Origin of the sequence: Superficieibacter electus (assembly GCF_002915575.1) — a bacterium.
GTDB lineage: Bacteria > Pseudomonadota > Gammaproteobacteria > Enterobacterales > Enterobacteriaceae > Superficieibacter > Superficieibacter electus.
In genome coordinates, this window is the sequence record NZ_PQGD01000034.1 from 1 (window position 1) to 22527 (window position 22527).

The following is a 22527-nucleotide window of genomic DNA, read 5'->3' on the forward strand; positions in this document are numbered from 1 at the left end:
GCGATGGATGACGGTCTGCGTTTCGCCATCCGTGAAGGCGGCCGTACCGTTGGCGCGGGCGTTGTTGCTAAAGTTCTGGGCTAATATTTAGTTCTGAATTGAAAAAGGACGCTTCGGCGTCCTTTTTTTATGACCTTTATAAAATAGTACGTCTGATTAAGGAGGTATCGCCAGCAGCATTATATCCAGCGTCGTTAAAAAGCATTCGCGCCGTAAAATATGGTATTGTAATAAGTAGCGTTGAAAGCGCTGTTGCTGTACCAATATGGAATGTCGTCACAGGAGTGGATGCATGCTTTTATTTACCTCATATAATGAACCCTACCTGTTCGCTATTTCATTCATATTACTTATCGGTTTGCTGGAAGTTATTTCCCTTCTCTGCGGTCATCTCCTCTCAGGCGCGCTTGACGCCCATCTTGAACATTATGATGCGTTAAGCGAAGGCAATATTGGCCAGGTGCTTCATTATTTGAATATTGGGCGTCTCCCCGCCCTGGTGGCGCTCTGTTTACTGGCCGGCTACTTTGGATTATTCGGCATCCTTGCGCAGCACGGCTGGGTTACGTTCTGGCAAACGCCCTTGAATAATGGATTGCTGGCACCTGTTAGTCTGGTATGCGCTGTCGTGGCCGCGCACTATACCGGCAACGCGGTTGCGCCCTGGTTGCCACGGGATGAGACTACCGCCATTACCGAAGATGATTATATAGGCTGCATGGCTATTATTACTGGCCATGCGGGTAAATCTGGCTCGCCCTGCGAAGGTAAATTGGTAGATAAGTTTGGTCAGTCCCACTATTTACTGCTGGAGCCGGAAGAGGGCAAAGAATTCAATAAAGGGGACAAAGTGCTGATTGTTTGTCGGCTCTCAGCCACGCGCTATTTAGCCGAGCTAAATCCCTGGCCTGATGTTTTGTAATGGTCTTATTAATTAAAAGGAACACATATAATGGATAATGTATTCGGCATGTTACCATCCTGGATGTTTTCCGCTATTATCGCGGTTATCATTCTGGTCATTATTGGTATCATTTTCGCAAGGCTTTATCGTCGTGCCTCCGCCGAGCAGGCATTTGTGCGTACTGGCCTTGGCGGTCAGAAAGTGGTGATGAGTGGCGGTGCCATCGTTATGCCCATTTTCCATGAAATTATTCCCATCAATATGAATACCCTCAAGCTTGAGGTAAGTCGCTCAACCATTGACAGTCTGATTACCAAAGACCGCATGCGCGTTGACGTTGTGGTGGCGTTTTTCGTCAGGGTTAAACCGTCCGTAGAAGGAATTGCTACCGCCGCGCAGACGCTGGGGCAACGTACGCTCTCGCCGGAAGATTTACGTATGCTGGTTGAAGATAAATTCGTCGACGCCCTGCGCGCTACGGCCGCACAGATGACCATGCATGAACTCCAGGATACCCGCGAAAATTTTGTTCAGGGCGTACAAAACACCGTCGCGGAGGATCTGTCGAAAAATGGTCTGGAACTGGAGAGCGTTTCGTTAACTAACTTTAACCAGACCTCGAAAGAGCATTTCAATCCCAACAACGCTTTTGACGCCGAAGGTCTGACCAAGCTGACCCAGGAAACTGAGCGTCGTCGTCGGGAGCGTAATGAGGTGGAGCAGGATGTAGAAGTGGCGGTGCGTGAGAAAAACCGTGATGCGCTATCGCGCAAGCTGGAGATTGAACAGCAGGAAGCTTTTATGACGCTTGAGCAGGAACAGCAGGTAAAAACCCGCACTGCCGAGCAGAATGCCAAAATTGCTGCCTTTGAAGCTGAACGCCATCGTGAGGCAGAGCAGACACGTATCCTGGCCGAGCGGCAGATCCAGGAAAGTGAAATTGAACGCGAGCAGGCGGTCCGCACCAGAAAGGTTGAGGCCGAGCGTGAGGTGCGGATTAAAGAGATCGAACAACAACAGGTCACCGAAATCGCCAACCAGACAAAATCGATTGCCATTGCCGCGAAATCCGAACAGCAATCCCAGGCGGAAGCACGCGCCAATGATGCCCTGGCACAGGCGGTTCGCGCGCAGCAAAACGTTGAAACGACGCGCCAGACGGCGGAAGCGGACCGTGCAAAACAGGTCGCGTTGATCGCCGCTGAGCAGGATGCGGAAACCAAAGCGGTTGAACTGACCGTAAGGGCGAAGGCAGAGAAAGAAGCGGCGGAGATGCAGGCTGCCGCGATCGTGGAGCTGGCAGAGGCAACGCGTAAGAAAGGGCTGGCAGAAGCAGAAGCCCAGCGGGCGATTAATGACGCCATCAACGTCCTTTCTGATGAGCAAACCAGCCTCAAGTTCAAACTGGCGCTGTTGCAATCCCTGCCTGCGGTGATTGAAAAATCCGTTGAGCCGATGAAAGCCATTGATGGTATTAAGATCATCCAGGTCGACGGGCTGAACCGTAGCGGTGTTGCTGGAGACGTAACCGCTGGCAACGCGAGCGGTGGTAACCTTGCTGAGCAGGCGTTATCCGCAGCGCTTTCCTATCGTACTCAGGCACCGTTAATTGATTCGTTGCTAAAAGAGATAGGGATTTCCGGCGGCTCGCTGGCTTCACTGGCTGAACCGCTGAAAGCGTCGTCATCCGTTGTAAAACCCGCCGAAACCAGTCGGAAGGAGATGCCGGTAAACGGTCTACCGGAAGTCAGCCTGTCAACGGAAGTGTAATGCCAGTATGCCCCGGTAAGACCGGGGCATAACAGCGTAGGTCGCCGACCTGTCTCTGCGGATGCTTATTATATGATAGAAACGGTAACAGGCAGCTATTGTAATCATAACTATTCTCATTTACACTTTGCGCATAAATTGAACGGGAGTGATCATGTACGTTTGTTTGTGTAATGGTGTCAGTGATAAAAAGATCCGCCAGGCGGTACGTCAGTTTCACCCCCAGTCATTTCAGCAGCTCCGTAAATTTATTCCAGTTGGGAATCAATGTGGGAAATGCATCCGCGCAGCGCGAGAAATAATGCAGGATGAATTGACTCAGATCCCGGAATACAAAGAGATTGCCTGAAGCCCGAACTTTTTTTTGACTTCCCGGTAGCCCCATCTACGCTTCAATAAGTGGAAGCGGAGGGACTATATAATGAAAGGTGATGTTAAAATCATAAGTTATCTCAATAAATTATTGGGAAATGAGCTTGTCGCAATCAATCAGTACTTTCTCCATGCGAGAATGTTTAAAAACTGGGGCCTGATGCGCCTCAATGATGTTGAGTATCACGAATCCATCGACGAAATGAAGCATGCCGATAAGTATATCGAGCGTATTTTATTTCTCGAAGGCATCCCCAATCTTCAGGATCTCGGCAAGTTAGGGATTGGTGAAGATGTCGAAGAAATGCTGCGATCCGATCTTCGTCTTGAGCTTGAAGGTGCGCAAGATTTGCGTGAAGCCATCGCGTATGCCGACAGCGTTCATGACTATGTAAGCCGCGATATGATGATCGAAATCCTGGCTGACGAAGAAGGCCATATTGACTGGCTGGAAACTGAATTAGATTTGATCGGTAAAATCGGTTTGCAGAACTACATTCAGTCGCAAATCAGAGTTGCAGATAAATAGCCGACAGGCCAAATGTCTGCCAGCCGGCGATCAAACCCGCTGCGGCCATAAAAGGGCCGAATGGCAGCGGGTTTTTTATTGCCTGCCATTTACCGCTGCGTAACCCGCAGGCCGCTATAAAGGTGCAAGCCAGAATGGAAGACAGGGATATCAGCCAGGGCAGGTTTTGCCAGCCATGCCACGCGCCCAGCGCCGCCAGAAATTTTACGTCGCCATAACCCAGTCCTTCCCGCCGCCGCAAGGTGCGATAACCCCAGTAAATCAGCGCAAACCCTGCATAACCTGCGATGGCTCCCCAGACCGCAGCGGCCAGTTTTTGTGGCTGGCAAAGTAAATGCCATAGTAGCCCGCCCCATAACAAAGGACAGGTGAGGGCATCAGGAAGCAGACCCTTACGCATATCTATGGCAGTCAACGAGAGCGACAGGGTGAGATAAATGAAGATAAACACAAACGTCAATGTCATTGATTTTGACCTTTATTAATCACAGTAGCGGAAGTTTCAACGACGAGCGCTCAGCTTGCCATAGCCAAACGAGGTATCTGCGTAGCCGCTTCAGAGCAACCTGTGCTGCCATATGTCGTTTCATCATCAGATGCGAGATAACACCAGAAAAGGTAATAAACCTGATTGTTTTCTACACACCCCTTGCGTCGGAGCCAGATTTACGTATAATGCGCGGGCTTGTCGTAATTGACGGCTGGTTCGATATGAACCCCGGCAGCGCATTTTGTTGCCAACAATGCTCCCAATTGGGGAGCTACGTAAGAACGATTACACTCCCCCATCAATCGTAATGGGTGTGAGGAGTAATTATTTTCGTCTATAAATAACTGGAGCTTCTGGTCTCATGCAGAACCAAAGAATCCGTATCCGTCTTAAAGCGTTTGATCATCGTCTGATCGATCAATCAACCGCGGAAATCGTCGAGACTGCCAAGCGCACTGGTGCGCAGGTCCGTGGTCCGATCCCGCTGCCGACCCGCAAAGAGCGTTTTACCGTTCTGATCTCCCCGCACGTTAACAAAGACGCGCGCGACCAGTACGAAATCCGCACTCACAAGCGTCTGGTTGACATCGTTGAGCCAACTGAAAAAACCGTTGATGCTCTGATGCGTCTGGATCTGGCTGCCGGTGTTGACGTGCAGATCAGCCTGGGTTAATCAGGTCATCGAGCGATTGAGAGGTTGAAACAATGATTGGTTTAGTCGGTAAAAAAGTGGGTATGACCCGCGTCTTCACTGAAGACGGCGTTTCTATCCCAGTAACCGTAATCGAAGTTGAAGCAAACCGCGTTACTCAGGTTAAAGATCTGGCTAACGATGGCTACCGCGCAATTCAGGTTACCACCGGTGCTAAAAAAGCTAACCGTGTAACCAAACCTGAAGCGGGTCACTTCGCTAAAGCTGGCGTAGAAGCTGGCCGTGGTCTGTGGGAATTCCGCCTGGCTGAAGGCGAAGAGTTCACCGTAGGTCAGGACATTAGCGTTGAGCTGTTTGCAGAAGTTAAAAAAGTTGACGTAACCGGTACCTCTAAAGGTAAAGGTTTCGCCGGTACCGTTAAGCGCTGGAACTTCCGTACCCAGGACGCGACTCACGGTAACTCCTTGTCCCACCGCGTTCCGGGTTCTATCGGTCAGAACCAGACTCCGGGCAAAGTGTTCAAAGGCAAGAAAATGGCAGGTCAGCTGGGTAACGAACGTGTAACCGTTCAGAGCCTGGACGTAGTACGTGTTGACGCTGAGCGCAACCTGCTGCTGGTTAAAGGTGCTGTCCCGGGTGCAACCGGCTGCGACCTGATCGTTAAACCAGCTGTGAAGGCGTGAGGAGATAGCAATGGAATTAGTATTGAAAGACGCGCAGAGCGCGCTGACTGTTTCCGAAACTACCTTCGGTCGTGACTTCAACGAAGCGCTGGTACACCAGGTTGTTGTTGCTTATGCAGCTGGTGCTCGTCAGGGCACTCGTGCTCAGAAGACCCGTGCTGAAGTAACTGGTTCAGGCAAAAAGCCGTGGCGTCAGAAAGGCACCGGCCGTGCGCGTTCAGGTTCTATCAAGAGCCCGATCTGGCGTTCAGGTGGCGTGACCTTCGCTGCGCGTCCGCAGGACCACAGTCAAAAAGTTAACAAGAAGATGTACCGCGGCGCGCTGAAAAGCATTCTGTCCGAGCTGGTACGTCAGGATCGTCTGATCGTTGTCGAATCATTCTCTGTTGAAGCACCGAAAACCAAGCTGCTGGCACAGAAACTGAAAGACATGGCTCTGGAAGATGTGCTGATCATCACCGGTGAGCTGGACGAGAACCTGTTCCTGGCTGCGCGCAACCTGCACAAGGTTGACGTACGCGATGCAACTGGTATCGACCCGGTTAGCCTGATCGCCTTCGACAAAGTCGTAATGACTGCTGATGCTGTTAAGCAAGTTGAGGAGATGCTGGCATGATTCGTGAAGAACGTCTGCTGAAGGTGCTTCGCGCACCGCACGTTTCTGAAAAAGCGTCTACTGCGATGGAAAAAACCAATACCATCGTTCTCAAAGTTGCTAAAGACGCGACCAAAGCAGAGATCAAAGCTGCTGTGCAGAAACTGTTTGAAGTCGAAGTCGAAGTCGTTAACACCCTGGTAGTTAAAGGGAAAGTTAAACGTCACGGACAGCGTATCGGTCGTCGTAGCGACTGGAAAAAAGCTTACGTCACCCTGAAAGAAGGCCAGAACCTGGACTTCGTTGGCGGCGCTGAGTAAGTCGGAGGAGTAATACAATGGCAGTTGTTAAGTGTAAACCGACATCTCCGGGTCGTCGCCACGTCGTTAAAGTGGTCAACCCAGAGCTGCACAAGGGCAAACCTTTTGCTCCGCTGGTTGAAAAAAACAGCAAATCCGGTGGTCGTAACAACAATGGCCGTATCACCACTCGTCACATCGGTGGTGGCCATAAGCAGGCTTATCGTCTGGTTGACTTCAAACGCAACAAAGATGGTATCCCGGCTGTTGTTGAGCGTCTTGAGTACGATCCGAACCGTTCCGCGAATATCGCGCTGGTTCTGTACAAAGATGGCGAACGCCGTTACATCCTGGCCCCTAAAGGCCTGAAAGCTGGCGACCAGATTCAGTCTGGCGTTGATGCTGCAATCAAAGCAGGTAACACCCTGCCGATGCGCAATATCCCGGTTGGTTCTACCGTGCATAACGTAGAAATGAAACCAGGTAAAGGCGGTCAGCTGGCACGTTCTGCCGGTACTTACGTTCAGATCGTTGCTCGCGATGGTGCTTATGTCACCCTGCGTCTGCGTTCTGGTGAAATGCGTAAAGTCGAAGCTGAATGCCGTGCAACTCTGGGCGAAGTTGGCAATGCTGAGCATATGCTGCGCGTTCTGGGTAAAGCAGGTGCTGCACGCTGGCGTGGTGTTCGTCCTACCGTTCGCGGTACTGCGATGAACCCGGTCGACCACCCACATGGTGGTGGTGAAGGTCGTAACTTTGGTAAGCACCCGGTAACTCCGTGGGGCGTTCAGACCAAAGGTAAGAAGACCCGCAGCAACAAGCGTACTGATAAATTCATCGTACGTCGCCGTAGCAAATAATTTTAGAGGATAAGCCATGCCACGTTCTCTCAAGAAAGGTCCTTTTATTGACCTGCACTTGCTGAAGAAGGTAGAGAAAGCGGTGGAAAGCGGAGACAAGAAGCCCCTGCGCACTTGGTCCCGTCGTTCAACGATCTTTCCTAACATGATCGGTTTGACCATCGCTGTCCATAATGGTCGTCAGCACGTTCCGGTATTTGTTTCCGACGAAATGGTCGGTCACAAACTGGGTGAATTTGCACCGACCCGTACTTATCGCGGTCACGCGGCTGATAAAAAAGCCAAGAAGAAATAAGTAGGAGGAAGAGATGGAAACTTTAGCTCAACATCGCCACGCTCGTTCTTCTGCTCAGAAGGTTCGCCTTGTTGCTGACCTTATCCGCGGTAAGAAAGTGTCGCAGGCTCTGGACATTTTGACCTACACCAATAAGAAAGCGGCTGTACTGGTCAAGAAAGTCCTGGAATCTGCCATTGCTAACGCTGAACACAACGATGGCGCTGACATTGACGATCTGAAAGTTGCGAAAATTTTCGTAGACGAAGGCCCGAGCATGAAGCGCATTATGCCGCGTGCAAAAGGTCGTGCAGATCGCATCCTGAAGCGCACCAGCCACATTACTGTGGTTGTGTCCGATCGCTGAGACTCTGGAGACTAGCAATGGGTCAGAAAGTACATCCTAATGGTATTCGCCTGGGTATTGTAAAACCATGGAACTCTACCTGGTTTGCGAACACCAAAGAATTCGCTGACAACCTGGACAGCGATTTTAAAGTACGTCAGTACCTGACTAAGGAACTGGCTAAAGCGTCTGTATCTCGTATCGTTATCGAGCGTCCGGCTAAGAGCATCCGTGTGACTATTCACACCGCTCGTCCGGGTATCGTTATCGGTAAGAAAGGCGAAGACGTAGAAAAACTGCGCAAAGTCGTAGCAGATATTGCTGGCGTTCCTGCCCAGATCAATATCGCCGAAGTGCGTAAGCCTGAACTGGACGCAAAATTGGTTGCTGACAGCATCACTTCTCAGCTGGAACGTCGTGTTATGTTCCGTCGTGCGATGAAGCGTGCTGTACAGAACGCAATGCGTCTGGGCGCTAAAGGTATCAAAGTTGAAGTTAGCGGCCGTCTGGGCGGCGCGGAAATCGCACGTACCGAATGGTACCGCGAAGGTCGCGTACCGCTGCACACTCTGCGTGCTGACATTGACTACAACACCTCTGAAGCGCACACCACTTACGGTGTAATCGGCGTTAAAGTGTGGATCTTCAAAGGCGAGATCCTGGGTGGTATGGCTGCTGTTGAACAACCGGAAAAACCGGCTGCGCAACCTAAAAAGCAGCAGCGTAAAGGCCGTAAATAAGGAGCGTCGCTGATGTTACAACCAAAGCGTACAAAATTCCGTAAGATGCACAAAGGCCGCAACCGTGGTCTGGCTGCGGGCGCGGATGTTAGCTTCGGCACTTACGGTCTCAAAGCTGTTGGCCGTGGTCGTCTGACTGCCCGTCAGATCGAAGCAGCACGTCGTGCTATGACCCGTGCAGTTAAGCGTCAAGGTAAGATCTGGATCCGTGTATTCCCGGACAAACCGATCACTGAAAAGCCGCTGGCAGTGCGTATGGGTAAAGGTAAAGGTAACGTGGAGTATTGGGTTGCCTTGATTCAGCCGGGTAAAGTCCTGTATGAAATGGACGGCGTACCGGAAGAGCTGGCCCGTGAAGCATTCAAGCTGGCAGCAGCGAAACTGCCGATTAAAACCACCTTTGTAACTAAGACGGTGATGTAATGAAAGCAAAAGAGCTGCGTGAGAAGAGCGTTGAAGAGCTGAACACCGAGCTGCTGAATTTACTGCGCGAGCAGTTTAACCTGCGTATGCAGGCAGCAAGTGGCCAGCTGCAACAGTCTCACCTGTTGAAGCAAGTGCGTCGTGATGTCGCACGCGTTAAGACTTTACTGACTGAGAAGGCGGGTGCGTAATGACCGATAAAATCCGTACTCTGCAAGGTCGCGTTGTTAGCGACAAAATGGAGAAATCCATTGTTGTTGCTATCGAACGTTTTGTGAAACACCCGATCTACGGTAAATTCATCAAGCGTACGACCAAACTGCACGTACACGACGAGAACAACGAATGCGGTATCGGCGACAAGGTTGAAATCCGTGAATGCCGTCCGCTGTCCAAGACTAAGTCCTGGACGCTGGTTCGCGTTGTAGAGAAAGCGGTTCTGTAATACAGTACCGTTCTCAATACAAATAAACGGCTCAGCAATGAGCCGTTTATTTTTTCTACCCATATTCGATAAGCGGTGTTATAATGCCGCGCCCTCGATATATGGGGCTTTTTAATGACTCTGATTTTGGAGTCTCAGGTAGTAGTTGACATTAGCGGAGCACTAAAATGATCCAAGAACAGACTATGCTGAACGTCGCCGACAACTCCGGTGCACGTCGCGTAATGTGTATCAAGGTTCTGGGTGGCTCGCACCGTCGCTACGCAGGCGTCGGCGACATCATCAAGATCACCATCAAAGAAGCAATTCCGCGTGGCAAGGTCAAAAAAGGCGATGTGCTGAAGGCGGTAGTGGTGCGCACCAGGAAGGGTGTTCGTCGCCCTGACGGTTCTGTCATTCGCTTCGATGGCAATGCATGCGTTATTTTAAATAATAACAGTGAGCAGCCAATCGGCACGCGTATTTTTGGGCCGGTAACTCGTGAACTTCGTACTGAAAAGTTCATGAAAATTATCTCTCTGGCACCAGAAGTACTCTAAGGAGCGAATCATGGCAGCTAAAATCCGTCGTGATGACGAAGTTATCGTGTTAACCGGTAAAGATAAAGGTAAACGCGGTAAAGTAAAAAATGTCCTGTCTTCCGGCAAGGTCATCGTTGAAGGTATCAACCTGGTTAAGAAACACCAGAAGCCGGTTCCGGCTCTGAACCAACCAGGCGGCATCGTTGAAAAAGAAGCGGCTATTCAGGTTTCTAACGTTGCAATCTTCAATGCGGCAACCGGCAAGGCTGACCGTGTAGGCTTTAGATTCGAAGACGGCAAAAAAGTCCGTTTCTTCAAGTCTAACAGCGAAACTATCAAGTAATTTGGAGTAGTACGATGGCGAAACTGCATGATTACTACAAAGACGAAGTAGTTAACAAACTGATGACTCAGTTTAACTACAATTCTGTCATGCAAGTCCCTCGGGTCGAGAAGATCACCCTGAACATGGGTGTTGGTGAAGCGATCGCTGACAAGAAACTGCTGGATAACGCAGCAGCTGACCTGGCAGCAATCTCCGGTCAAAAACCGTTGATCACCAAAGCACGCAAATCAGTTGCAGGCTTCAAAATCCGTCAGGGCTATCCGATCGGCTGTAAAGTAACTCTGCGTGGCGAACGCATGTGGGAGTTCTTTGAGCGCCTGATCACTATTGCTGTACCGCGTATCCGTGACTTCCGTGGCTTGTCCGCTAAGTCATTCGACGGTCGTGGCAATTACAGCATGGGTGTCCGTGAGCAGATCATCTTCCCAGAAATCGACTATGACAAAGTCGACCGCGTACGTGGTATGGATATTACCATCACCACAACTGCGCAATCTGATGAAGAAGGCCGTGCTCTGCTGGCTGCCTTTGACTTCCCGTTCCGCAAGTAAGGGTTACGTTCATGGCAAAGCAATCAATGAAAGCACGCGAAGTAAAACGCGTAGCTTTAGCTGAAAAATTCTTCGCTAAACGCGCTGAACTTAAAGCAATCATCTCTGATGTGAACGCTTCCGACGAAGATCGTTGGGACGCTGTTCTCAAGCTGCAGACTCTGCCGCGTGATTCCAGCCCGTCTCGTCAGCGTAACCGCTGCCGTCAAACTGGTCGTCCGCATGCTTTCCTGCGGAAGTTCGGGTTGAGCCGTATTAAGGTCCGTGAAGCCGCTATGCGCGGTGAAATCCCGGGTCTGAAAAAGGCTAGCTGGTAATTGTCACCAATTGAATCACGGGAGTAAAGACAGATGAGCATGCAAGATCCGATCGCGGATATGCTGACCCGTATCCGTAACGGTCAGGCCGCGAATAAAGCTGCGGTCACCATGCCTTCCTCCAAGCTGAAAGTGGCAATCGCCAACGTGCTGAAGGAAGAAGGCTTTATTGAAGATTTTAAAGTTGAAGGCGACACCAAGCCGGAACTGGAAGTGACTCTTAAGTATTTCCAGGGTAAAGCTGTTGTAGAAAGCATTCAGCGTATCAGTCGCCCAGGTCTGCGCATCTACAAACGTAAAGATGAGCTGCCGAAAGTTATGGCGGGTCTGGGTATCGCAGTTGTTTCTACCTCTAAAGGTGTTATGACTGATCGTGCAGCGCGCCAGGCTGGTCTTGGTGGCGAAATTATCTGCTACGTAGCCTAATCGGAGGAAAAAATGTCTCGTGTTGCTAAAGCACCGGTCGTTATTCCTGCCGGCGTTGATGTAAAAATCAACGGTCAGGTTATTACGATCAAAGGTAAAAACGGCGAGCTGACTCGTACTCTCAACGATGCTGTTGAAGTTAAAAATGCAGATAATGCACTGTCTTTCGGTCCGCGTGATGGTTACGTAGACGGTTGGGCACAGGCTGGTACCGCGCGTGCCCTGCTGAACTCAATGGTTATCGGTGTTACCGAAGGCTTCACTAAGAAGCTGCAGCTGGTTGGTGTAGGTTATCGTGCAGCGGTCAAAGGTAATGTAGTAAACCTGTCTCTGGGTTTCTCACATCCTGTAGACCATCAGCTGCCGGCTGGGATTACTGCAGAATGTCCGTCACAGACTGAAATCGTGCTGAAAGGCGCTGATAAGCAGGTGATTGGCCAGGTTGCAGCCGATCTGCGCGCCTACCGTCGTCCTGAGCCTTATAAAGGCAAGGGTGTTCGTTACGCCGACGAAGTCGTGCGTACCAAAGAGGCTAAGAAGAAGTAAGGTAACACTATGGATAAGAAATCTGCTCGTATCCGTCGTGCGACCCGCGCACGCCGCAAGCTCCAGGAGCTGGGTGCGACTCGCCTGGTGGTACATCGTACCCCGCGTCATATTTACGCACAGGTAATCGCACCGAACGGTTCCGAAGTTCTGGTAGCTGCTTCTACTGTTGAGAAAGCTATCGCTGAACAACTGAAGTACACCGGTAACAAAGACGCTGCAGCAGCTGTGGGTAAAGCTGTCGCTGAACGCGCTCTGGAAAAAGGCATCAAAGATGTGTCCTTTGACCGTTCCGGGTTCCAATATCATGGTCGTGTCCAGGCACTGGCAGATGCTGCCCGTGAAGCTGGCCTTCAGTTCTAAGGTAGAGGTGTAAGATGGCTCACATCGAAAAACAAGCTGGCGAACTGCAGGAAAAGCTGATCGCGGTAAACCGCGTATCTAAAACCGTTAAAGGTGGTCGTATTTTCTCCTTCACAGCTCTGACTGTTGTTGGCGATGGTAACGGTCGCGTTGGTTTTGGTTACGGTAAAGCGCGTGAAGTTCCAGCAGCGATCCAGAAAGCGATGGAAAAAGCCCGTCGCAATATGATTAATGTCGCGCTGAACAACGGCACTCTGCAACACCCGGTTAAAGGTGTTCATACAGGGTCTCGTGTATTCATGCAGCCAGCTTCCGAAGGTACCGGTATCATCGCCGGTGGTGCAATGCGCGCCGTTCTGGAAGTTGCTGGAGTTCATAACGTTCTGGCTAAAGCCTATGGTTCCACCAACCCGATCAACGTGGTTCGTGCAACTATCGACGGCCTGGAAAATATGAATTCTCCAGAAATGGTCGCTGCCAAGCGTGGTAAATCCGTTGAAGAAATTCTGGGGAAATAAACCATGGCAAAGACTATTAAAATTACTCAAACCCGCAGTGCAATCGGTCGTCTGCCGAAACACAAGGCAACGCTGCTTGGCCTGGGTCTGCGTCGTATTGGTCACACCGTAGAACGTGAGGATACTCCTGCCGTTCGTGGTATGGTCAACGCGGTTTACTTCATGGTTAAAGTTGAGGAGTAAGAGATGCGTTTAAATACTCTGTCTCCGGCCGAAGGCTCTAAAAAGGCGGGTAAACGCCTGGGTCGTGGTATCGGTTCTGGCCTCGGTAAAACCGGCGGTCGTGGTCACAAAGGTCAGAAGTCTCGTTCTGGCGGTGGCGTACGTCGTGGTTTCGAGGGCGGCCAGATGCCTCTGTACCGTCGTCTGCCGAAATTCGGCTTCACTTCTCGCAAAGCAGCGATTACAGCCGAAATTCGTCTGTCTGACCTGGCGAAAGTTGAAGGCGGTGTAGTAGACCTTAACACGCTGAAAGCAGCTAACATTATCGGTATTCAGATCGAGTTCGCGAAAGTGATCCTGTCTGGCGAAGTTTCTACTCCGGTAACTGTTCGTGGCCTGCGCGTGACTAAAGGCGCTCGTGCTGCTATCGAAGCTGCTGGCGGTAAAATCGAGGAATAAGTAGCAGATGGCTAAACAACCGGGACCAGATTTTCAAAGTGCCAAAGGTGGCTTAGGCGAGCTGAAACGCAGACTGCTGTTTGTAATCGGTGCGCTTATTGTGTTCCGTATTGGCTCTTTTATTCCGATCCCTGGTATTGATGCCGCTGTACTTGCCAAACTGCTTGAGCAACAGCGAGGCACCATCATTGAGATGTTTAACATGTTCTCTGGTGGTGCTCTCAGCCGTGCTTCTATCTTTGCACTGGGTATCATGCCGTATATTTCGGCATCGATTATCGTGCAACTGCTGACGGTGGTTTATCCACCGCTGGCAGAACTGAAGAAGGAAGGGGAATCTGGTCGTCGTAAGATCAGCCAGTACACCCGTTACGGCACTCTGGTGCTGGCGATATTCCAGTCAATCGGTATTGCTACCGGTTTACCGAATATGCCTGGTATGCAGGGCCTGGTAATGAATCCAGGCTTTGCATTCTATTTCACCGCTGTTGTAAGTCTGGTCACAGGAACGATGTTCCTGATGTGGCTCGGCGAACAGATTACTGAGCGGGGTATCGGTAACGGTATCTCAATCATTATCTTCGCTGGTATCGTTGCGGGACTCCCGCCAGCCATTGCCCACACTATCGAGCAAGCGCGTCAAGGCGACCTGCACTTCCTCCTGTTGCTGTTGGTTGCAGTATTAGTATTTGCAGTGACGTTCTTTGTTGTATTTGTTGAGCGTGGCCAACGCCGTATTGTGGTAAACTACGCGAAACGTCAGCAGGGTCGTCGTGTCTATGCTGCACAGAGCACACATTTGCCGCTGAAAGTGAATATGGCGGGGGTAATCCCGGCAATCTTCGCTTCCAGTATTATTCTGTTCCCGGCAACCATCGCGTCATGGTTCGGGGGCGGTACTGGTTGGAACTGGCTGACAACAATTTCGCTGTATTTGCAGCCTGGGCAACCGCTTTATGTGTTACTCTATGCGTCTGCAATCATCTTCTTCTGTTTCTTCTACACGGCGTTGGTTTTCAACCCGCGTGAAACAGCAGATAACCTGAAGAAGTCCGGTGCATTTGTACCAGGAATTCGTCCGGGAGAGCAAACGGCGAAGTATATCGATAAAGTAATGACCCGCCTGACCCTGGTTGGTGCGTTGTATATTACTTTTATCTGCCTGATCCCGGAGTTCATGCGTGATGCAATGAAAGTGCCGTTCTATTTCGGTGGGACCTCACTGCTTATTGTTGTTGTCGTGATTATGGACTTTATGGCTCAAGTGCAAACTCTGATGATGTCAAGTCAGTATGAGTCTGCATTGAAGAAGGCGAATCTGAAAGGCTACGGCCGCTAACAGTTCGCTCGAGAAGTTACGGAGAGTAAAAATGAAAGTTCGTGCTTCCGTCAAGAAATTATGCCGTAACTGCAAAATCGTTAAGCGTGATGGCGTCATCCGCGTGATTTGCAGTGCCGAGCCGAAGCATAAACAGCGCCAAGGCTGATTTTTTCGCATATTTTTCTTGCAAAGTTGGGTTGAGCTGGCTAGATTAGCCAGCCAATCTTTTGTATGTCTGTACGTTTCCATTTGAGTATCCTGAAAACGGGCTTTTCAGCATGGTGCGTACATATTAAATAGTAGGAGTGCATAGTGGCCCGTATAGCAGGCATTAACATTCCTGATCAGAAACATGCTGTGATCGCATTAACCTCGATCTACGGTATCGGTAAGACCCGTTCTAAAGCCATCCTGGCTGCAGCGGGTATCGCTGAAAATGTTAAGATCAGTGAGCTGTCTGAAGGACAAATCGACACGCTGCGTGACGAAGTTGCCAAATTTGTCGTTGAAGGTGATCTGCGCCGTGAAGTTAGCATGAGCATCAAGCGCCTTATGGACCTTGGTTGCTATCGCGGTTTGCGTCATCGTCGTGGTCTCCCGGTTCGCGGTCAGCGTACCAAGACCAACGCACGTACCCGTAAGGGTCCGCGCAAACCGATCAAGAAATAATCGGGGTGATTGAATAATGGCAAAGGCACCAGTTCGTGCACGTAAGCGTGTAAGAAAACAAGTCTCTGACGGCGTGGCTCATATCCATGCTTCTTTTAACAACACCATCGTGACTATTACCGATCGTCAGGGTAACGCGCTGGGTTGGGCAACAGCCGGTGGTTCCGGTTTCCGTGGTTCGCGTAAATCTACTCCGTTTGCAGCTCAGGTTGCAGCAGAGCGTTGCGCTGACGCCGTGAAAGAATACGGTATCAAGAATCTGGAAGTTATGGTTAAAGGTCCGGGTCCAGGCCGCGAATCTACTATTCGTGCTCTGAACGCCGCTGGTTTCCGCATCACTAATATTACTGATGTGACTCCGATCCCTCATAACGGTTGTCGTCCGCCGAAGAAACGTCGCGTATAACGCTGCGTTTTCCAGGTTTGTTGGAGAAAGAAAATGGCAAGATATTTGGGTCCTAAGCTCAAGCTGAGCCGTCGTGAGGGCACCGACTTATTCCTTAAGTCTGGCGTTCGCGCGATCGATACCAAGTGTAAAATTGAACAAGCTCCTGGCCAGCACGGTGCGCGTAAACCGCGTCTGTCTGACTATGGTGTGCAGTTGCGTGAAAAGCAAAAAGTTCGCCGTATCTACGGTGTGCTGGAGCGTCAGTTCCGTAACTACTACAAAGAAGCAGCACGTCTGAAAGGCAACACCGGTGAAAACCTGTTGGCTCTGCTGGAAGGTCGTCTGGACAACGTTGTATACCGTATGGGCTTTGGTGCCACTCGTGCAGAAGCACGTCAGCTGGTTAGCCATAAAGCTGTTATGGTAAACGGTCGTGTTGTTAACATCGCTTCTTATCAGGTTAAAGCGAATGACGTTGTTAGCATTCGTGAGAAAGCGAAGAAGCAGTCTCGCGTGAAAGCCGCTCTGGAGCTGGCTGAGCAGCGTGAAAAGCCAACCTGGCTGGAAGTTGATGCTGGCAAGATGGAAGGTACGTACAAGCGTAAGCCTGAGCGTTCTGATCTGTCTGCGGACATTAACGAACACCTGATCGTCGAGCTTTACTCCAAGTAAAGCTTAGTACCAAAGAGAGGACACAATGCAGGGTTCTGTGACAGAGTTTCTAAAACCGCGCCTGGTAGATATCGAGCAAGTGAGTTCGACGCACGCCAAGGTGACCCTTGAGCCTTTAGAGCGTGGCTTTGGCCATACTCTGGGTAACGCACTGCGCCGTATTCTGCTCTCATCGATGCCGGGTTGCGCGGTGACCGAGGTTGAGATTGATGGTGTACTGCACGAGTACAGCACCAAAGAAGGCGTTCAGGAAGATATCCTGGAAATCCTGCTCAACCTGAAAGGGCTGGCGGTGAGAGTTCAGGGTAAAGATGAAGTTATTCTTACCTTGAATAAATCTGGCATTGGCCCTGTGACTGCAGCCGATATCACCCACGACGGTGATGTCGAAATCGTCAAGCCGCAGCACGTGATCTGCCACCTGACCGATGAGAACGCGTCTATTAGCATGCGTATCAAAGTTCAGCGCGGTCGTGGTTATGTGCCGGCTTCTACCCGAATTCATTCGGAAGAAGATGAGCGCCCAATCGGCCGTCTGCTGGTCGACGCATGCTACAGCCCTGTAGAGCGTATTGCCTACAATGTTGAAGCAGCGCGTGTAGAACAGCGTACCGACCTGGACAAGCTGGTCATCGAAATGGAAACCAACGGCACAATCGATCCTGAAGAGGCGATTCGTCGTGCGGCAACCATCCTGGCTGAACAACTGGAAGCTTTTGTTGACTTACGTGATGTACGTCAGCCAGAAGTGAAAGAAGAGAAACCAGAATTCGATCCGATCCTGCTGCGCCCTGTTGACGATCTGGAATTGACTGTCCGCTCTGCTAACTGCCTTAAGGCAGAAGCTATCCACTATATCGGTGATCTGGTACAGCGTACCGAGGTTGAGCTTCTTAAGACGCCTAACCTGGGTAAAAAATCTCTTACTGAGATTAAAGACGTGCTGGCTTCCCGTGGACTGTCTCTGGGCATGCGCCTGGAAAACTGGCCACCGGCAAGCATCGCTGACGAGTAACCGGATCGCAGGTTAAGGTTTTACTGAGAAGGATAAGGTCATGCGCCATCGTAAGAGTGGTCGTCAACTGAACCGCAACAGCAGCCATCGCCAGGCTATGTTCCGCAATATGGCAGGTTCACTGGTTCGTCATGAAATCATCAAGACGACCCTGCCTAAAGCGAAAGAGCTGCGCCGCGTAGTTGAGCCGCTGATTACTCTTGCCAAGACTGATAGCGTTGCTAATCGTCGTCTGGCATTCGCCCGTACTCGTGATAACGAGATCGTGGCAAAACTGTTTAACGAGCTGGGCCCGCGTTTCGCGAGCCGTGCCGGTGGTTACACTCGTATTCTGAAGTGTGGCTTCCGTGCAGGCGACAATGCGCCGATGGCATACATCGAGCTGGTTGATCGTTCAGAGAAAGCAGAAGCTACTGCAGAGTAATCTGTAGTAACGTAAAAAAACCCGCTCCGGCGGGTTTTTTTATATCCGCATTACCCTCATTTATCTACACTATCTGTACTCTTTTTGTTCACCCTCCGGAGTGTCGTATGTGGTTGCTGGATCAGTGGGCAGAACGCCATATCCTTGATGCCCAGCGCAACGGTGAATTAGATAATCTCGCCGGTAGCGGAAAACCCTTAGTGCTGGACGATGATTCCCATGTCCCGGAAGAACTGCGCGCCGGATATCGGTTGCTGAAAAATGCAGGTTGTCTGCCTCCTGAGCTTCAGCAGCGTAAAGAAGCGCTGGCGCTGGCTGATCTATTGAAAAACATCCAGCGTGATAGTCCTGAATATACGACCTTAAGTCGGCAGCTAACGTTACTCGAACTTAAGTTGCGTCAGGCAGGTGTGAATACCGATTTCCTTCATGGTGACTATGCCACTAAACTGCTCCATAAAATAAGTGAGGAAGAATGATGTACCGTATTGGAGAGCTGGCCAGGCTGGCTGAAGTGACGCCGGATACTATTCGCTATTATGAAAAACAGCAGATGATGGCTCATGAAGTGCGTACCGAAGGAGGTTTTCGCCTTTATAGCGAGCAGGATCTTCAGCGACTGAAATTTATCCGCTATGGCCGACAACTGGGCTTTACGCTGGAATCGATCCGTGAGCTTTTGTCGATCCGTATTGATCCGGAGCATCATACCTGTCAGGAATCAAAGAGTATTGTGCAAAGCCGGCTGGCAGAAGTTGAGGCAAAAATTGATGAGTTGCAAACCATGCGCCGCTCTTTGCAAAGGCTGAATGATGCCTGCTGTGGTACGGCTCATAGCAGTGTGTATTGCTCGATTCTCGAGGCGCTTGAACAAGGAGCCAGCGGCGTAATCAGAGGTTGTTGATTTATTCATCGCGTGAGTCTACACTCTCGCCGTTTTACTATAATCCGGAGAAGTTATGAGTGGCTATCAGCATACCAAAGGTAAGATAAATGATAATGCGCTCGAAGCGCTGCTGCACGATCCGCTGTTCAGGCAACGGGTTGAAAAAAATAAGAAGGGAAAAGGCAGTTATCTGCGTAAAGCGAAGCACGGTAAGAAGGGAAACTGGGAGGCCAGTGGCAAACAAGCAGAGTGCTTTTTTACCACTGGCTTTCTTGTTTTCAGCGTCGGTTAAGGACGACTATTCTGCTCTTTAAGTAGATCGCGGATTTCAGTCAGTAACACTTCTTCTTTTGACGGTGCAGGTGGTGCTTTTGGCTCTTCTTTTTTACGGCGATGCAATTTATTCATCAACTTGATAGCCAGGAAGATGGCAAAGGCAACAATCACAAAGTCAAAAATATTCTGGATAAAGACACCATAGTGCATCACTACTGCTGGCGTATCCCCCACTGCGGGCCGCAGTGTTAATGCAAACTGTTTAAAATCCACGCCCCCAATCAGCAGGCCAAGCGGCGGCATAATAATATCGGCGACCAGCGATGAAACTATCTTACCGAATGCTGCACCGATGATCACACCTACCGCTAAATCAACAACATTTCCGCGCATCGCAAATTCGCGGAACTCTTTAAAAAAGCTCATTTTTTTCTCCTTAACGCTTTCAGATAATAACAAGTTTAACAAAAGTCATCACAATTTCCATTTGTGAAAACACAATGTAAACAAAAATATGCCCTATTAAATAAAGGGTTAAGGGAAAATAAAAGGCATCCTGCGGATGCCTGATCATTACAAAAAGAAAGGGCTGGGCTGAAAGAGACGCTCAACGTCGGTGATAAATTTTTTGTCGGTTAAAAACATAATCACGTGATCGCCCTGCTCAATTCGCAGGTTGTCGTTTGCAATCATTACGTCATTGCCGCGCACCACTGCGCCGATAATGGTGCCTGGTGGTAGCTTAATATCATCAATAACACGGCCTACTACCCGCGAGGTGCTTTCATCCCCATGGGCGACTGCTTCAATCGCTTCGGCGACACCACGACGCAGCGAGGACACGCCGACAATATCGGCCTTGCGCACGTGACTGAGCAGTGCTGAAATGGTTGCCTGCTGAGGTGAGATAGCAATATCAATAACGCTTCCCTGCACTAAATCGACATAAGCCCGCCGCTGAATCAATACCATGACTTTTTTTGCGCCCATGCGTTTAGCCAGCATTGCCGACATAATGTTGGCTTCGTCATCGTTGGTAACGGCAATAAAGAGATCAACTTGATCGATATGTTCTTCCGCCAGTAATTCCTGATCCGACGCATCACCAAAAAAGACGACGGTATTTTGCAGTTTCTCAGCCAGCTCTGCCGCACGTTGCTGATCGCGTTCGATCAATTTAACGCTGTAATCTTTTTCAAGACGTTGTGCCAGCCCTGCGCCGATGTTGCCACCGCCAACCAGCATGATACGTTTATACGGTTTTTCCAGACGCTGTAATTCGCTCATCACTGCGCGAATATGTTGCGAGGCGGCGATAAAAAAGACTTCGTCGCCTGCTTCGACAATGGTTGAGCCCTGGGGACGGATAGGCCTGTCGTGACGGAAAATGGCTGCCACGCGGGTATCGATGTGCGGCATATGTTCGCGCATAGTTGACAGGGCATTGCCTACCAGCGGCCCGCCGTAATACGCTTTTACGACGGCCAGGCTGACCATGCCTTCCGCGAAGTTCACGACCTGCAACGCTCCGGGATACTCGATCAGCCGGTAGATGCTGTCGATGACCAATTGCTCCGGGGCAATTAAGTGATCGATCGGCACGGCTTCTGAGTGAAAGAGTTTTTCAGCGTCGCGGACATAATCCGGGGCACGAATACGTGCAATACGATTTGGCGTATTAAACAGCGAGTAGGCGACCTGACAGGCGACCATATTGGTCTCGTCCGAGCTGGTAACCGCAACCAGCATATCGGCGTCATCTGCTCCGGCCTCGCGTAGCACGCGAGGATGCGACCCATGGCCCTGCACCACGCGGAGATCGAACTTATCCTGTAATGTGCGCAGACGCTCGCCATTAGTATCGACAACGGTAATATCGTTGTTTTCACCAACAAGGTTTTCTGCCAGTGTACCGCCGACTTGCCCTGCACCCAGAATGATAATTTTCATCAGTCGCGATCCGTTATCTTCACTGTTTGATTAGCTTAGCGTAAAAGAAACCATCGCCGTCTTCCGCCGCTGGCAGATTTTGCTTCCCTGGGTGATCTTGCGTGCCGGTAACACTCAGTTGTGCGTCTGGCGTACGTGACAAAAATGCCGCAATTTGTTGACTGTTTTCTTCGGGCAACACCGAGCAGGTGGCATACACCAGGGTGCCGCCCTTTTTCAGATGCGGCCATACAGCATCAAGGATTTCTGCCTGTAATTTTGCCAGCTCCACAATATCACGGTCGCGGCGTAACCATTTGATATCAGGATGACGGCGGATCACGCCAGTTGCAGAGCAGGGGGCATCCAGCAGGATACGATCAAACTGTTGTTCGCCACACCATTGTGCAGGATACCGGCCATCACCTTGTTTTACCTCTGCTTTCATTCCCAGGCGTTTGAGGTTGTCATAAACGCGAGAAAGCCGCTGTTCATCAATATCCACAGCCAGTACCTGGGCTTCTGGTGCAGCCTCCAGGATGTGCGTTGTTTTCCCACCAGGGGCGGCGCAAAGATCCAGGATGTATTCACCGTTCTGCGGCTCGAGGAATGTCATACAACCTTGCGCGGACGCGTCCTGCACAGTGACCCAACCTTGATCGAAACCCGGTAGCGCATGGACAGGTACAGGTGAGGCGAGGCGAACGGCATCCGGATACAGCTCATGCGTAAAGCCTTCCATCCCGGCCTCTGTTAGTAATGCAAGCCAGCCATCGCGGGAGTGATGATTACGGTTCACGCGCAGCCACATTGGCGGACGTGCATTATTTGCTTCTACAATGCTTTCCCACTGGGTCGGCCAGGCTTTTTGTAACCGCTTTAACAGCCAGGACGGGTGTAAAAAGCGCGCCTCGTTATGGTTGAATTCTTCCTGTAATGCTTCCTGCTGGCGCTGGAATTGACGTAACACACCGTTAATCAGGCCCTTAAGCTGAGGACGCTTGATGACTACCGCGCCTTCAACTGTCTCCGCGAGGGCGGCATGAGGAGGGATACGAGTGTGCAGTAGCTGGTAAAAGCCAACCATAATTAAGTAATGAACGGTACGCTGCTTACCGGTCATTGGGCGTGACATCAGTTTATTGATAAGCCAGTCCAGTTGGGGAAGCGTGCGCAGTACGCCAAAGCACAGTTCCTGTAACAGCGCTTTATCTTTATCCGAAACTTTTTGCTGTAGGGCAGGTAAAATCTGGCTTAGGGACTGGCCTTGTTCAACCACTTGTTCAACGGCCTGGGCCGCCATGCTGCGTAAATTGATCTGTTTTTTCATAACCGTAAAAATAAAAATGCCCGGTA

Annotated in this window: 40 protein-coding genes; 36 read left to right on the plus strand and 4 right to left on the minus strand. The window is 50.5% G+C overall.

Features of this window, described 5'->3' with window-relative positions:
- The 5 genes from CHU32_RS25655 to bfr all read left to right on the plus strand — a co-directional run.
- Positions 1–84: EF-Tu C-terminal domain-related protein (locus CHU32_RS25655; protein WP_000740160.1), on the plus strand; the 84-nt coding region annotated here is incomplete at its 5' end.
- A 208-nt stretch (positions 85–292) separates the two neighbouring features.
- Positions 293–922 carry an OB-fold-containig protein gene (locus CHU32_RS25660; protein WP_103678680.1) on the plus strand — a complete coding sequence of 210 codons (630 nt, stop codon included), beginning with the start codon at positions 293–295 and terminating at the stop codon, positions 920–922.
- Between the two features lie 30 nt (positions 923–952).
- Positions 953–2674 carry a flotillin family protein gene (locus CHU32_RS25665; RefSeq protein ID WP_245880274.1) on the plus strand — a complete coding sequence of 574 codons (1722 nt, stop codon included), beginning with the start codon at positions 953–955 and terminating at the stop codon, positions 2672–2674.
- Between the two features lie 154 nt (positions 2675–2828).
- The gene (bfd, locus tag CHU32_RS25675; RefSeq protein WP_103678681.1) at positions 2829–3023 is read left to right on the plus strand and encodes a bacterioferritin-associated ferredoxin; all 195 of its coding nucleotides are present in this window, start codon (positions 2829–2831) and stop codon (positions 3021–3023) included.
- Between the two features lie 72 nt (positions 3024–3095).
- Positions 3096–3575 carry a bacterioferritin gene (bfr, locus tag CHU32_RS25680; RefSeq protein WP_103678682.1) on the plus strand — a complete coding sequence of 160 codons (480 nt, stop codon included), beginning with the start codon at positions 3096–3098 and terminating at the stop codon, positions 3573–3575.
- Here bfr and CHU32_RS25685 read toward each other — a convergent pair.
- Positions 3556–4041 carry a prepilin peptidase gene (locus tag CHU32_RS25685; protein WP_103678683.1) on the minus strand — a complete coding sequence of 162 codons (486 nt, stop codon included), beginning with the start codon at positions 4039–4041 and terminating at the stop codon, positions 3556–3558. The two genes, bfr and CHU32_RS25685, sit on opposite strands and share 20 nt — an antisense overlap.
- A gap of 385 nt (positions 4042–4426) precedes the next feature.
- Between CHU32_RS25685 and rpsJ the strand changes: the two genes are divergently transcribed.
- The 31 genes from rpsJ to CHU32_RS25840 all read left to right on the plus strand — a co-directional run bounded on the left by rpsJ (position 4427) and on the right by CHU32_RS25840 (position 19258).
- Positions 4427–4738, plus strand: coding sequence for a 30S ribosomal protein S10 (gene rpsJ, locus CHU32_RS25690; RefSeq protein WP_001181005.1), 312 nt, complete (start codon positions 4427–4429; stop codon positions 4736–4738).
- A gap of 32 nt (positions 4739–4770) precedes the next feature.
- Complete coding sequence (rplC, locus tag CHU32_RS25695) at positions 4771–5400, plus strand: 50S ribosomal protein L3 (protein ID WP_103678684.1); 630 nt, start codon at positions 4771–4773, stop codon at positions 5398–5400.
- A 10-nt stretch (positions 5401–5410) separates the two neighbouring features.
- Positions 5411–6016, plus strand: coding sequence for a 50S ribosomal protein L4 (gene rplD / locus CHU32_RS25700; RefSeq protein WP_003031119.1), 606 nt, complete (start codon positions 5411–5413; stop codon positions 6014–6016).
- Positions 6013–6315, plus strand: a complete 303-nt coding sequence (gene rplW / locus CHU32_RS25705; RefSeq protein WP_000617546.1) for a 50S ribosomal protein L23 — start codon at positions 6013–6015, stop codon at positions 6313–6315. Before rplD ends, rplW begins: the two co-directional genes overlap by 4 nt.
- 17 nt (positions 6316–6332) lie before the next feature.
- Positions 6333–7154 (plus strand): 50S ribosomal protein L2, encoded by an 822-nt coding sequence (gene rplB / locus CHU32_RS25710; RefSeq protein ID WP_103678685.1) that lies wholly within the window; start codon positions 6333–6335, stop codon positions 7152–7154.
- A 16-nt stretch (positions 7155–7170) separates the two neighbouring features.
- Positions 7171–7449: a 30S ribosomal protein S19 gene (gene rpsS, locus CHU32_RS25715; RefSeq protein WP_001138115.1), complete on the plus strand. Its 279-nt coding sequence runs from the start codon at positions 7171–7173 to the stop codon at positions 7447–7449.
- Positions 7450–7462: 13 nt separating this feature from the next.
- Positions 7463–7795 carry a 50S ribosomal protein L22 gene (rplV, locus tag CHU32_RS25720; RefSeq protein ID WP_002919773.1) on the plus strand — a complete coding sequence of 111 codons (333 nt, stop codon included), beginning with the start codon at positions 7463–7465 and terminating at the stop codon, positions 7793–7795.
- Positions 7796–7812: 17 nt separating this feature from the next.
- Positions 7813–8514 (plus strand): 30S ribosomal protein S3, encoded by a 702-nt coding sequence (rpsC, locus tag CHU32_RS25725; protein ID WP_000529945.1) that lies wholly within the window; start codon positions 7813–7815, stop codon positions 8512–8514.
- 12 nt (positions 8515–8526) lie between these two features.
- Complete coding sequence (gene rplP / locus CHU32_RS25730; RefSeq protein ID WP_049839667.1) at positions 8527–8937, plus strand: 50S ribosomal protein L16; 411 nt, start codon at positions 8527–8529, stop codon at positions 8935–8937.
- Positions 8937–9128 (plus strand): 50S ribosomal protein L29, encoded by a 192-nt coding sequence (gene rpmC, locus CHU32_RS25735; protein ID WP_000644742.1) that lies wholly within the window; start codon positions 8937–8939, stop codon positions 9126–9128. The genes rplP and rpmC overlap by 1 nt, the downstream gene beginning before the upstream one ends.
- Positions 9128–9382 carry a 30S ribosomal protein S17 gene (gene rpsQ / locus CHU32_RS25740; protein ID WP_002438707.1) on the plus strand — a complete coding sequence of 85 codons (255 nt, stop codon included), beginning with the start codon at positions 9128–9130 and terminating at the stop codon, positions 9380–9382. The genes rpmC and rpsQ overlap by 1 nt, the downstream gene beginning before the upstream one ends.
- 167 nt (positions 9383–9549) lie before the next feature.
- The gene (gene rplN, locus CHU32_RS25745) at positions 9550–9921 is read left to right on the plus strand and encodes a 50S ribosomal protein L14 (RefSeq protein ID WP_004160583.1); all 372 of its coding nucleotides are present in this window, start codon (positions 9550–9552) and stop codon (positions 9919–9921) included.
- Between the two features lie 10 nt (positions 9922–9931).
- The gene (gene rplX, locus CHU32_RS25750; protein ID WP_000729185.1) at positions 9932–10246 is read left to right on the plus strand and encodes a 50S ribosomal protein L24; all 315 of its coding nucleotides are present in this window, start codon (positions 9932–9934) and stop codon (positions 10244–10246) included.
- 14 nt (positions 10247–10260) lie between these two features.
- Positions 10261–10800 carry a 50S ribosomal protein L5 gene (rplE, locus tag CHU32_RS25755; protein ID WP_103678686.1) on the plus strand — a complete coding sequence of 180 codons (540 nt, stop codon included), beginning with the start codon at positions 10261–10263 and terminating at the stop codon, positions 10798–10800.
- 11 nt (positions 10801–10811) lie between these two features.
- Positions 10812–11117, plus strand: coding sequence for a 30S ribosomal protein S14 (rpsN, locus tag CHU32_RS25760; RefSeq protein ID WP_049839671.1), 306 nt, complete (start codon positions 10812–10814; stop codon positions 11115–11117).
- 33 nt (positions 11118–11150) lie between these two features.
- Positions 11151–11543, plus strand: a complete 393-nt coding sequence (rpsH, locus tag CHU32_RS25765) for a 30S ribosomal protein S8 (RefSeq protein WP_103678687.1) — start codon at positions 11151–11153, stop codon at positions 11541–11543.
- A 12-nt stretch (positions 11544–11555) separates the two neighbouring features.
- Complete coding sequence (gene rplF / locus CHU32_RS25770) at positions 11556–12089, plus strand: 50S ribosomal protein L6 (RefSeq protein WP_103678688.1); 534 nt, start codon at positions 11556–11558, stop codon at positions 12087–12089.
- 9 nt (positions 12090–12098) lie between these two features.
- The gene (gene rplR / locus CHU32_RS25775) at positions 12099–12452 is read left to right on the plus strand and encodes a 50S ribosomal protein L18 (RefSeq protein WP_000358960.1); all 354 of its coding nucleotides are present in this window, start codon (positions 12099–12101) and stop codon (positions 12450–12452) included.
- Between the two features lie 14 nt (positions 12453–12466).
- Positions 12467–12970, plus strand: a complete 504-nt coding sequence (gene rpsE / locus CHU32_RS25780) for a 30S ribosomal protein S5 (RefSeq protein WP_000940121.1) — start codon at positions 12467–12469, stop codon at positions 12968–12970.
- Positions 12971–12973: 3 nt separating this feature from the next.
- Positions 12974–13153 carry a 50S ribosomal protein L30 gene (rpmD, locus tag CHU32_RS25785; protein WP_003863301.1) on the plus strand — a complete coding sequence of 60 codons (180 nt, stop codon included), beginning with the start codon at positions 12974–12976 and terminating at the stop codon, positions 13151–13153.
- A 3-nt stretch (positions 13154–13156) separates the two neighbouring features.
- On the plus strand, positions 13157–13591 hold the full coding sequence (rplO, locus tag CHU32_RS25790) for a 50S ribosomal protein L15 (protein ID WP_103678689.1): 435 nt from the start codon (positions 13157–13159) through the stop codon (positions 13589–13591).
- A gap of 7 nt (positions 13592–13598) precedes the next feature.
- On the plus strand, positions 13599–14930 hold the full coding sequence (gene secY / locus CHU32_RS25795) for a preprotein translocase subunit SecY (protein ID WP_103678690.1): 1332 nt from the start codon (positions 13599–13601) through the stop codon (positions 14928–14930).
- A gap of 31 nt (positions 14931–14961) precedes the next feature.
- The gene (gene rpmJ, locus CHU32_RS25800; protein WP_000868187.1) at positions 14962–15078 is read left to right on the plus strand and encodes a 50S ribosomal protein L36; all 117 of its coding nucleotides are present in this window, start codon (positions 14962–14964) and stop codon (positions 15076–15078) included.
- Positions 15079–15224: 146 nt separating this feature from the next.
- Positions 15225–15581, plus strand: coding sequence for a 30S ribosomal protein S13 (gene rpsM / locus CHU32_RS25805; protein ID WP_103678691.1), 357 nt, complete (start codon positions 15225–15227; stop codon positions 15579–15581).
- 16 nt (positions 15582–15597) lie between these two features.
- Positions 15598–15987 carry a 30S ribosomal protein S11 gene (rpsK, locus tag CHU32_RS25810; protein ID WP_001029758.1) on the plus strand — a complete coding sequence of 130 codons (390 nt, stop codon included), beginning with the start codon at positions 15598–15600 and terminating at the stop codon, positions 15985–15987.
- Between the two features lie 33 nt (positions 15988–16020).
- Entirely contained in the window at positions 16021–16641 is a 621-nt protein-coding gene (rpsD, locus tag CHU32_RS25815) for a 30S ribosomal protein S4 (RefSeq protein ID WP_103678692.1), read from the plus strand.
- A gap of 25 nt (positions 16642–16666) precedes the next feature.
- Complete coding sequence (locus CHU32_RS25820; RefSeq protein ID WP_001162094.1) at positions 16667–17656, plus strand: DNA-directed RNA polymerase subunit alpha; 990 nt, start codon at positions 16667–16669, stop codon at positions 17654–17656.
- Positions 17657–17696: 40 nt separating this feature from the next.
- Positions 17697–18080 (plus strand): 50S ribosomal protein L17, encoded by a 384-nt coding sequence (rplQ, locus tag CHU32_RS25825; RefSeq protein ID WP_047731668.1) that lies wholly within the window; start codon positions 17697–17699, stop codon positions 18078–18080.
- A gap of 107 nt (positions 18081–18187) precedes the next feature.
- Positions 18188–18559, plus strand: coding sequence for a DnaJ family domain-containing protein (locus CHU32_RS25830; protein WP_103678693.1), 372 nt, complete (start codon positions 18188–18190; stop codon positions 18557–18559).
- The gene (gene zntR, locus CHU32_RS25835) at positions 18559–18984 is read left to right on the plus strand and encodes a Zn(2+)-responsive transcriptional regulator (RefSeq protein ID WP_103678694.1); all 426 of its coding nucleotides are present in this window, start codon (positions 18559–18561) and stop codon (positions 18982–18984) included. The genes CHU32_RS25830 and zntR overlap by 1 nt, the downstream gene beginning before the upstream one ends.
- A 55-nt stretch (positions 18985–19039) precedes the next feature.
- Positions 19040–19258 carry an alternative ribosome-rescue factor A gene (locus CHU32_RS25840; protein WP_103678695.1) on the plus strand — a complete coding sequence of 73 codons (219 nt, stop codon included), beginning with the start codon at positions 19040–19042 and terminating at the stop codon, positions 19256–19258.
- Here CHU32_RS25840 and mscL read toward each other — a convergent pair.
- The 3 genes from mscL to rsmB form a co-directional block, all read right to left on the minus strand.
- A complete protein-coding gene (gene mscL, locus CHU32_RS25845) occupies positions 19255–19668 on the minus strand; it encodes a large-conductance mechanosensitive channel protein MscL (protein ID WP_103678696.1) in 414 nt (137 codons plus the stop codon). The genes CHU32_RS25840 and mscL overlap by 4 nt on opposite strands.
- A gap of 147 nt (positions 19669–19815) precedes the next feature.
- Entirely contained in the window at positions 19816–21192 is a 1377-nt protein-coding gene (gene trkA / locus CHU32_RS25850; RefSeq protein ID WP_103678697.1) for a Trk system potassium transporter TrkA, read from the minus strand.
- A 19-nt stretch (positions 21193–21211) separates the two neighbouring features.
- On the minus strand, positions 21212–22501 hold the full coding sequence (gene rsmB, locus CHU32_RS25855) for a 16S rRNA (cytosine(967)-C(5))-methyltransferase RsmB (protein WP_103678698.1): 1290 nt from the start codon (positions 22499–22501) through the stop codon (positions 21212–21214).
- Positions 22502–22527: the final 26 nt, after the last annotated feature.

Coding starts and splice junctions, on each gene's coding strand:
- rplW (WP_000617546.1), top strand. CDS start 6,013: ATGATTCGTGAAGAACGTCTGCTGAAGGTGCTTCGCGCACCGCACGTT.
- rplV (WP_002919773.1), top strand. CDS start 7,463: ATGGAAACTTTAGCTCAACATCGCCACGCTCGTTCTTCTGCTCAGAAG.
- CHU32_RS25660 (WP_103678680.1), top strand. CDS start 293: ATGCTTTTATTTACCTCATATAATGAACCCTACCTGTTCGCTATTTCA.
- zntR (WP_103678694.1), top strand. CDS start 18,559: ATGTACCGTATTGGAGAGCTGGCCAGGCTGGCTGAAGTGACGCCGGAT.
- rpsE (WP_000940121.1), top strand. CDS start 12,467: ATGGCTCACATCGAAAAACAAGCTGGCGAACTGCAGGAAAAGCTGATC.
- rsmB (WP_103678698.1), bottom strand. CDS start 22,501: ATGAAAAAACAGATCAATTTACGCAGCATGGCGGCCCAGGCCGTTGAA.
- rplP (WP_049839667.1), top strand. CDS start 8,527: ATGTTACAACCAAAGCGTACAAAATTCCGTAAGATGCACAAAGGCCGC.
- CHU32_RS25665 (WP_245880274.1), top strand. CDS start 953: ATGGATAATGTATTCGGCATGTTACCATCCTGGATGTTTTCCGCTATT.
- CHU32_RS25685 (WP_103678683.1), bottom strand. CDS start 4,041: ATGACATTGACGTTTGTGTTTATCTTCATTTATCTCACCCTGTCGCTC.
- rpsJ (WP_001181005.1), top strand. CDS start 4,427: ATGCAGAACCAAAGAATCCGTATCCGTCTTAAAGCGTTTGATCATCGT.
- rplX (WP_000729185.1), top strand. CDS start 9,932: ATGGCAGCTAAAATCCGTCGTGATGACGAAGTTATCGTGTTAACCGGT.
- rpmD (WP_003863301.1), top strand. CDS start 12,974: ATGGCAAAGACTATTAAAATTACTCAAACCCGCAGTGCAATCGGTCGT.
- rplD (WP_003031119.1), top strand. CDS start 5,411: ATGGAATTAGTATTGAAAGACGCGCAGAGCGCGCTGACTGTTTCCGAA.
- bfr (WP_103678682.1), top strand. CDS start 3,096: ATGAAAGGTGATGTTAAAATCATAAGTTATCTCAATAAATTATTGGGA.
- trkA (WP_103678697.1), bottom strand. CDS start 21,192: ATGAAAATTATCATTCTGGGTGCAGGGCAAGTCGGCGGTACACTGGCA.
- CHU32_RS25840 (WP_103678695.1), top strand. CDS start 19,040: ATGAGTGGCTATCAGCATACCAAAGGTAAGATAAATGATAATGCGCTC.
- rplF (WP_103678688.1), top strand. CDS start 11,556: ATGTCTCGTGTTGCTAAAGCACCGGTCGTTATTCCTGCCGGCGTTGAT.
- rpmJ (WP_000868187.1), top strand. CDS start 14,962: ATGAAAGTTCGTGCTTCCGTCAAGAAATTATGCCGTAACTGCAAAATC.
- rplC (WP_103678684.1), top strand. CDS start 4,771: ATGATTGGTTTAGTCGGTAAAAAAGTGGGTATGACCCGCGTCTTCACT.
- CHU32_RS25820 (WP_001162094.1), top strand. CDS start 16,667: ATGCAGGGTTCTGTGACAGAGTTTCTAAAACCGCGCCTGGTAGATATC.
- rplQ (WP_047731668.1), top strand. CDS start 17,697: ATGCGCCATCGTAAGAGTGGTCGTCAACTGAACCGCAACAGCAGCCAT.
- rplB (WP_103678685.1), top strand. CDS start 6,333: ATGGCAGTTGTTAAGTGTAAACCGACATCTCCGGGTCGTCGCCACGTC.
- rplO (WP_103678689.1), top strand. CDS start 13,157: ATGCGTTTAAATACTCTGTCTCCGGCCGAAGGCTCTAAAAAGGCGGGT.
- rpsD (WP_103678692.1), top strand. CDS start 16,021: ATGGCAAGATATTTGGGTCCTAAGCTCAAGCTGAGCCGTCGTGAGGGC.
- mscL (WP_103678696.1), bottom strand. CDS start 19,668: ATGAGCTTTTTTAAAGAGTTCCGCGAATTTGCGATGCGCGGAAATGTT.
- rpsC (WP_000529945.1), top strand. CDS start 7,813: ATGGGTCAGAAAGTACATCCTAATGGTATTCGCCTGGGTATTGTAAAA.
- rplR (WP_000358960.1), top strand. CDS start 12,099: ATGGATAAGAAATCTGCTCGTATCCGTCGTGCGACCCGCGCACGCCGC.
- bfd (WP_103678681.1), top strand. CDS start 2,829: ATGTACGTTTGTTTGTGTAATGGTGTCAGTGATAAAAAGATCCGCCAG.
- rpmC (WP_000644742.1), top strand. CDS start 8,937: ATGAAAGCAAAAGAGCTGCGTGAGAAGAGCGTTGAAGAGCTGAACACC.
- rpsH (WP_103678687.1), top strand. CDS start 11,151: ATGAGCATGCAAGATCCGATCGCGGATATGCTGACCCGTATCCGTAAC.
- rpsK (WP_001029758.1), top strand. CDS start 15,598: ATGGCAAAGGCACCAGTTCGTGCACGTAAGCGTGTAAGAAAACAAGTC.
- rplN (WP_004160583.1), top strand. CDS start 9,550: ATGATCCAAGAACAGACTATGCTGAACGTCGCCGACAACTCCGGTGCA.
- rpsN (WP_049839671.1), top strand. CDS start 10,812: ATGGCAAAGCAATCAATGAAAGCACGCGAAGTAAAACGCGTAGCTTTA.
- CHU32_RS25830 (WP_103678693.1), top strand. CDS start 18,188: ATGTGGTTGCTGGATCAGTGGGCAGAACGCCATATCCTTGATGCCCAG.
- secY (WP_103678690.1), top strand. CDS start 13,599: ATGGCTAAACAACCGGGACCAGATTTTCAAAGTGCCAAAGGTGGCTTA.
- rpsS (WP_001138115.1), top strand. CDS start 7,171: ATGCCACGTTCTCTCAAGAAAGGTCCTTTTATTGACCTGCACTTGCTG.
- rplE (WP_103678686.1), top strand. CDS start 10,261: ATGGCGAAACTGCATGATTACTACAAAGACGAAGTAGTTAACAAACTG.
- rpsQ (WP_002438707.1), top strand. CDS start 9,128: ATGACCGATAAAATCCGTACTCTGCAAGGTCGCGTTGTTAGCGACAAA.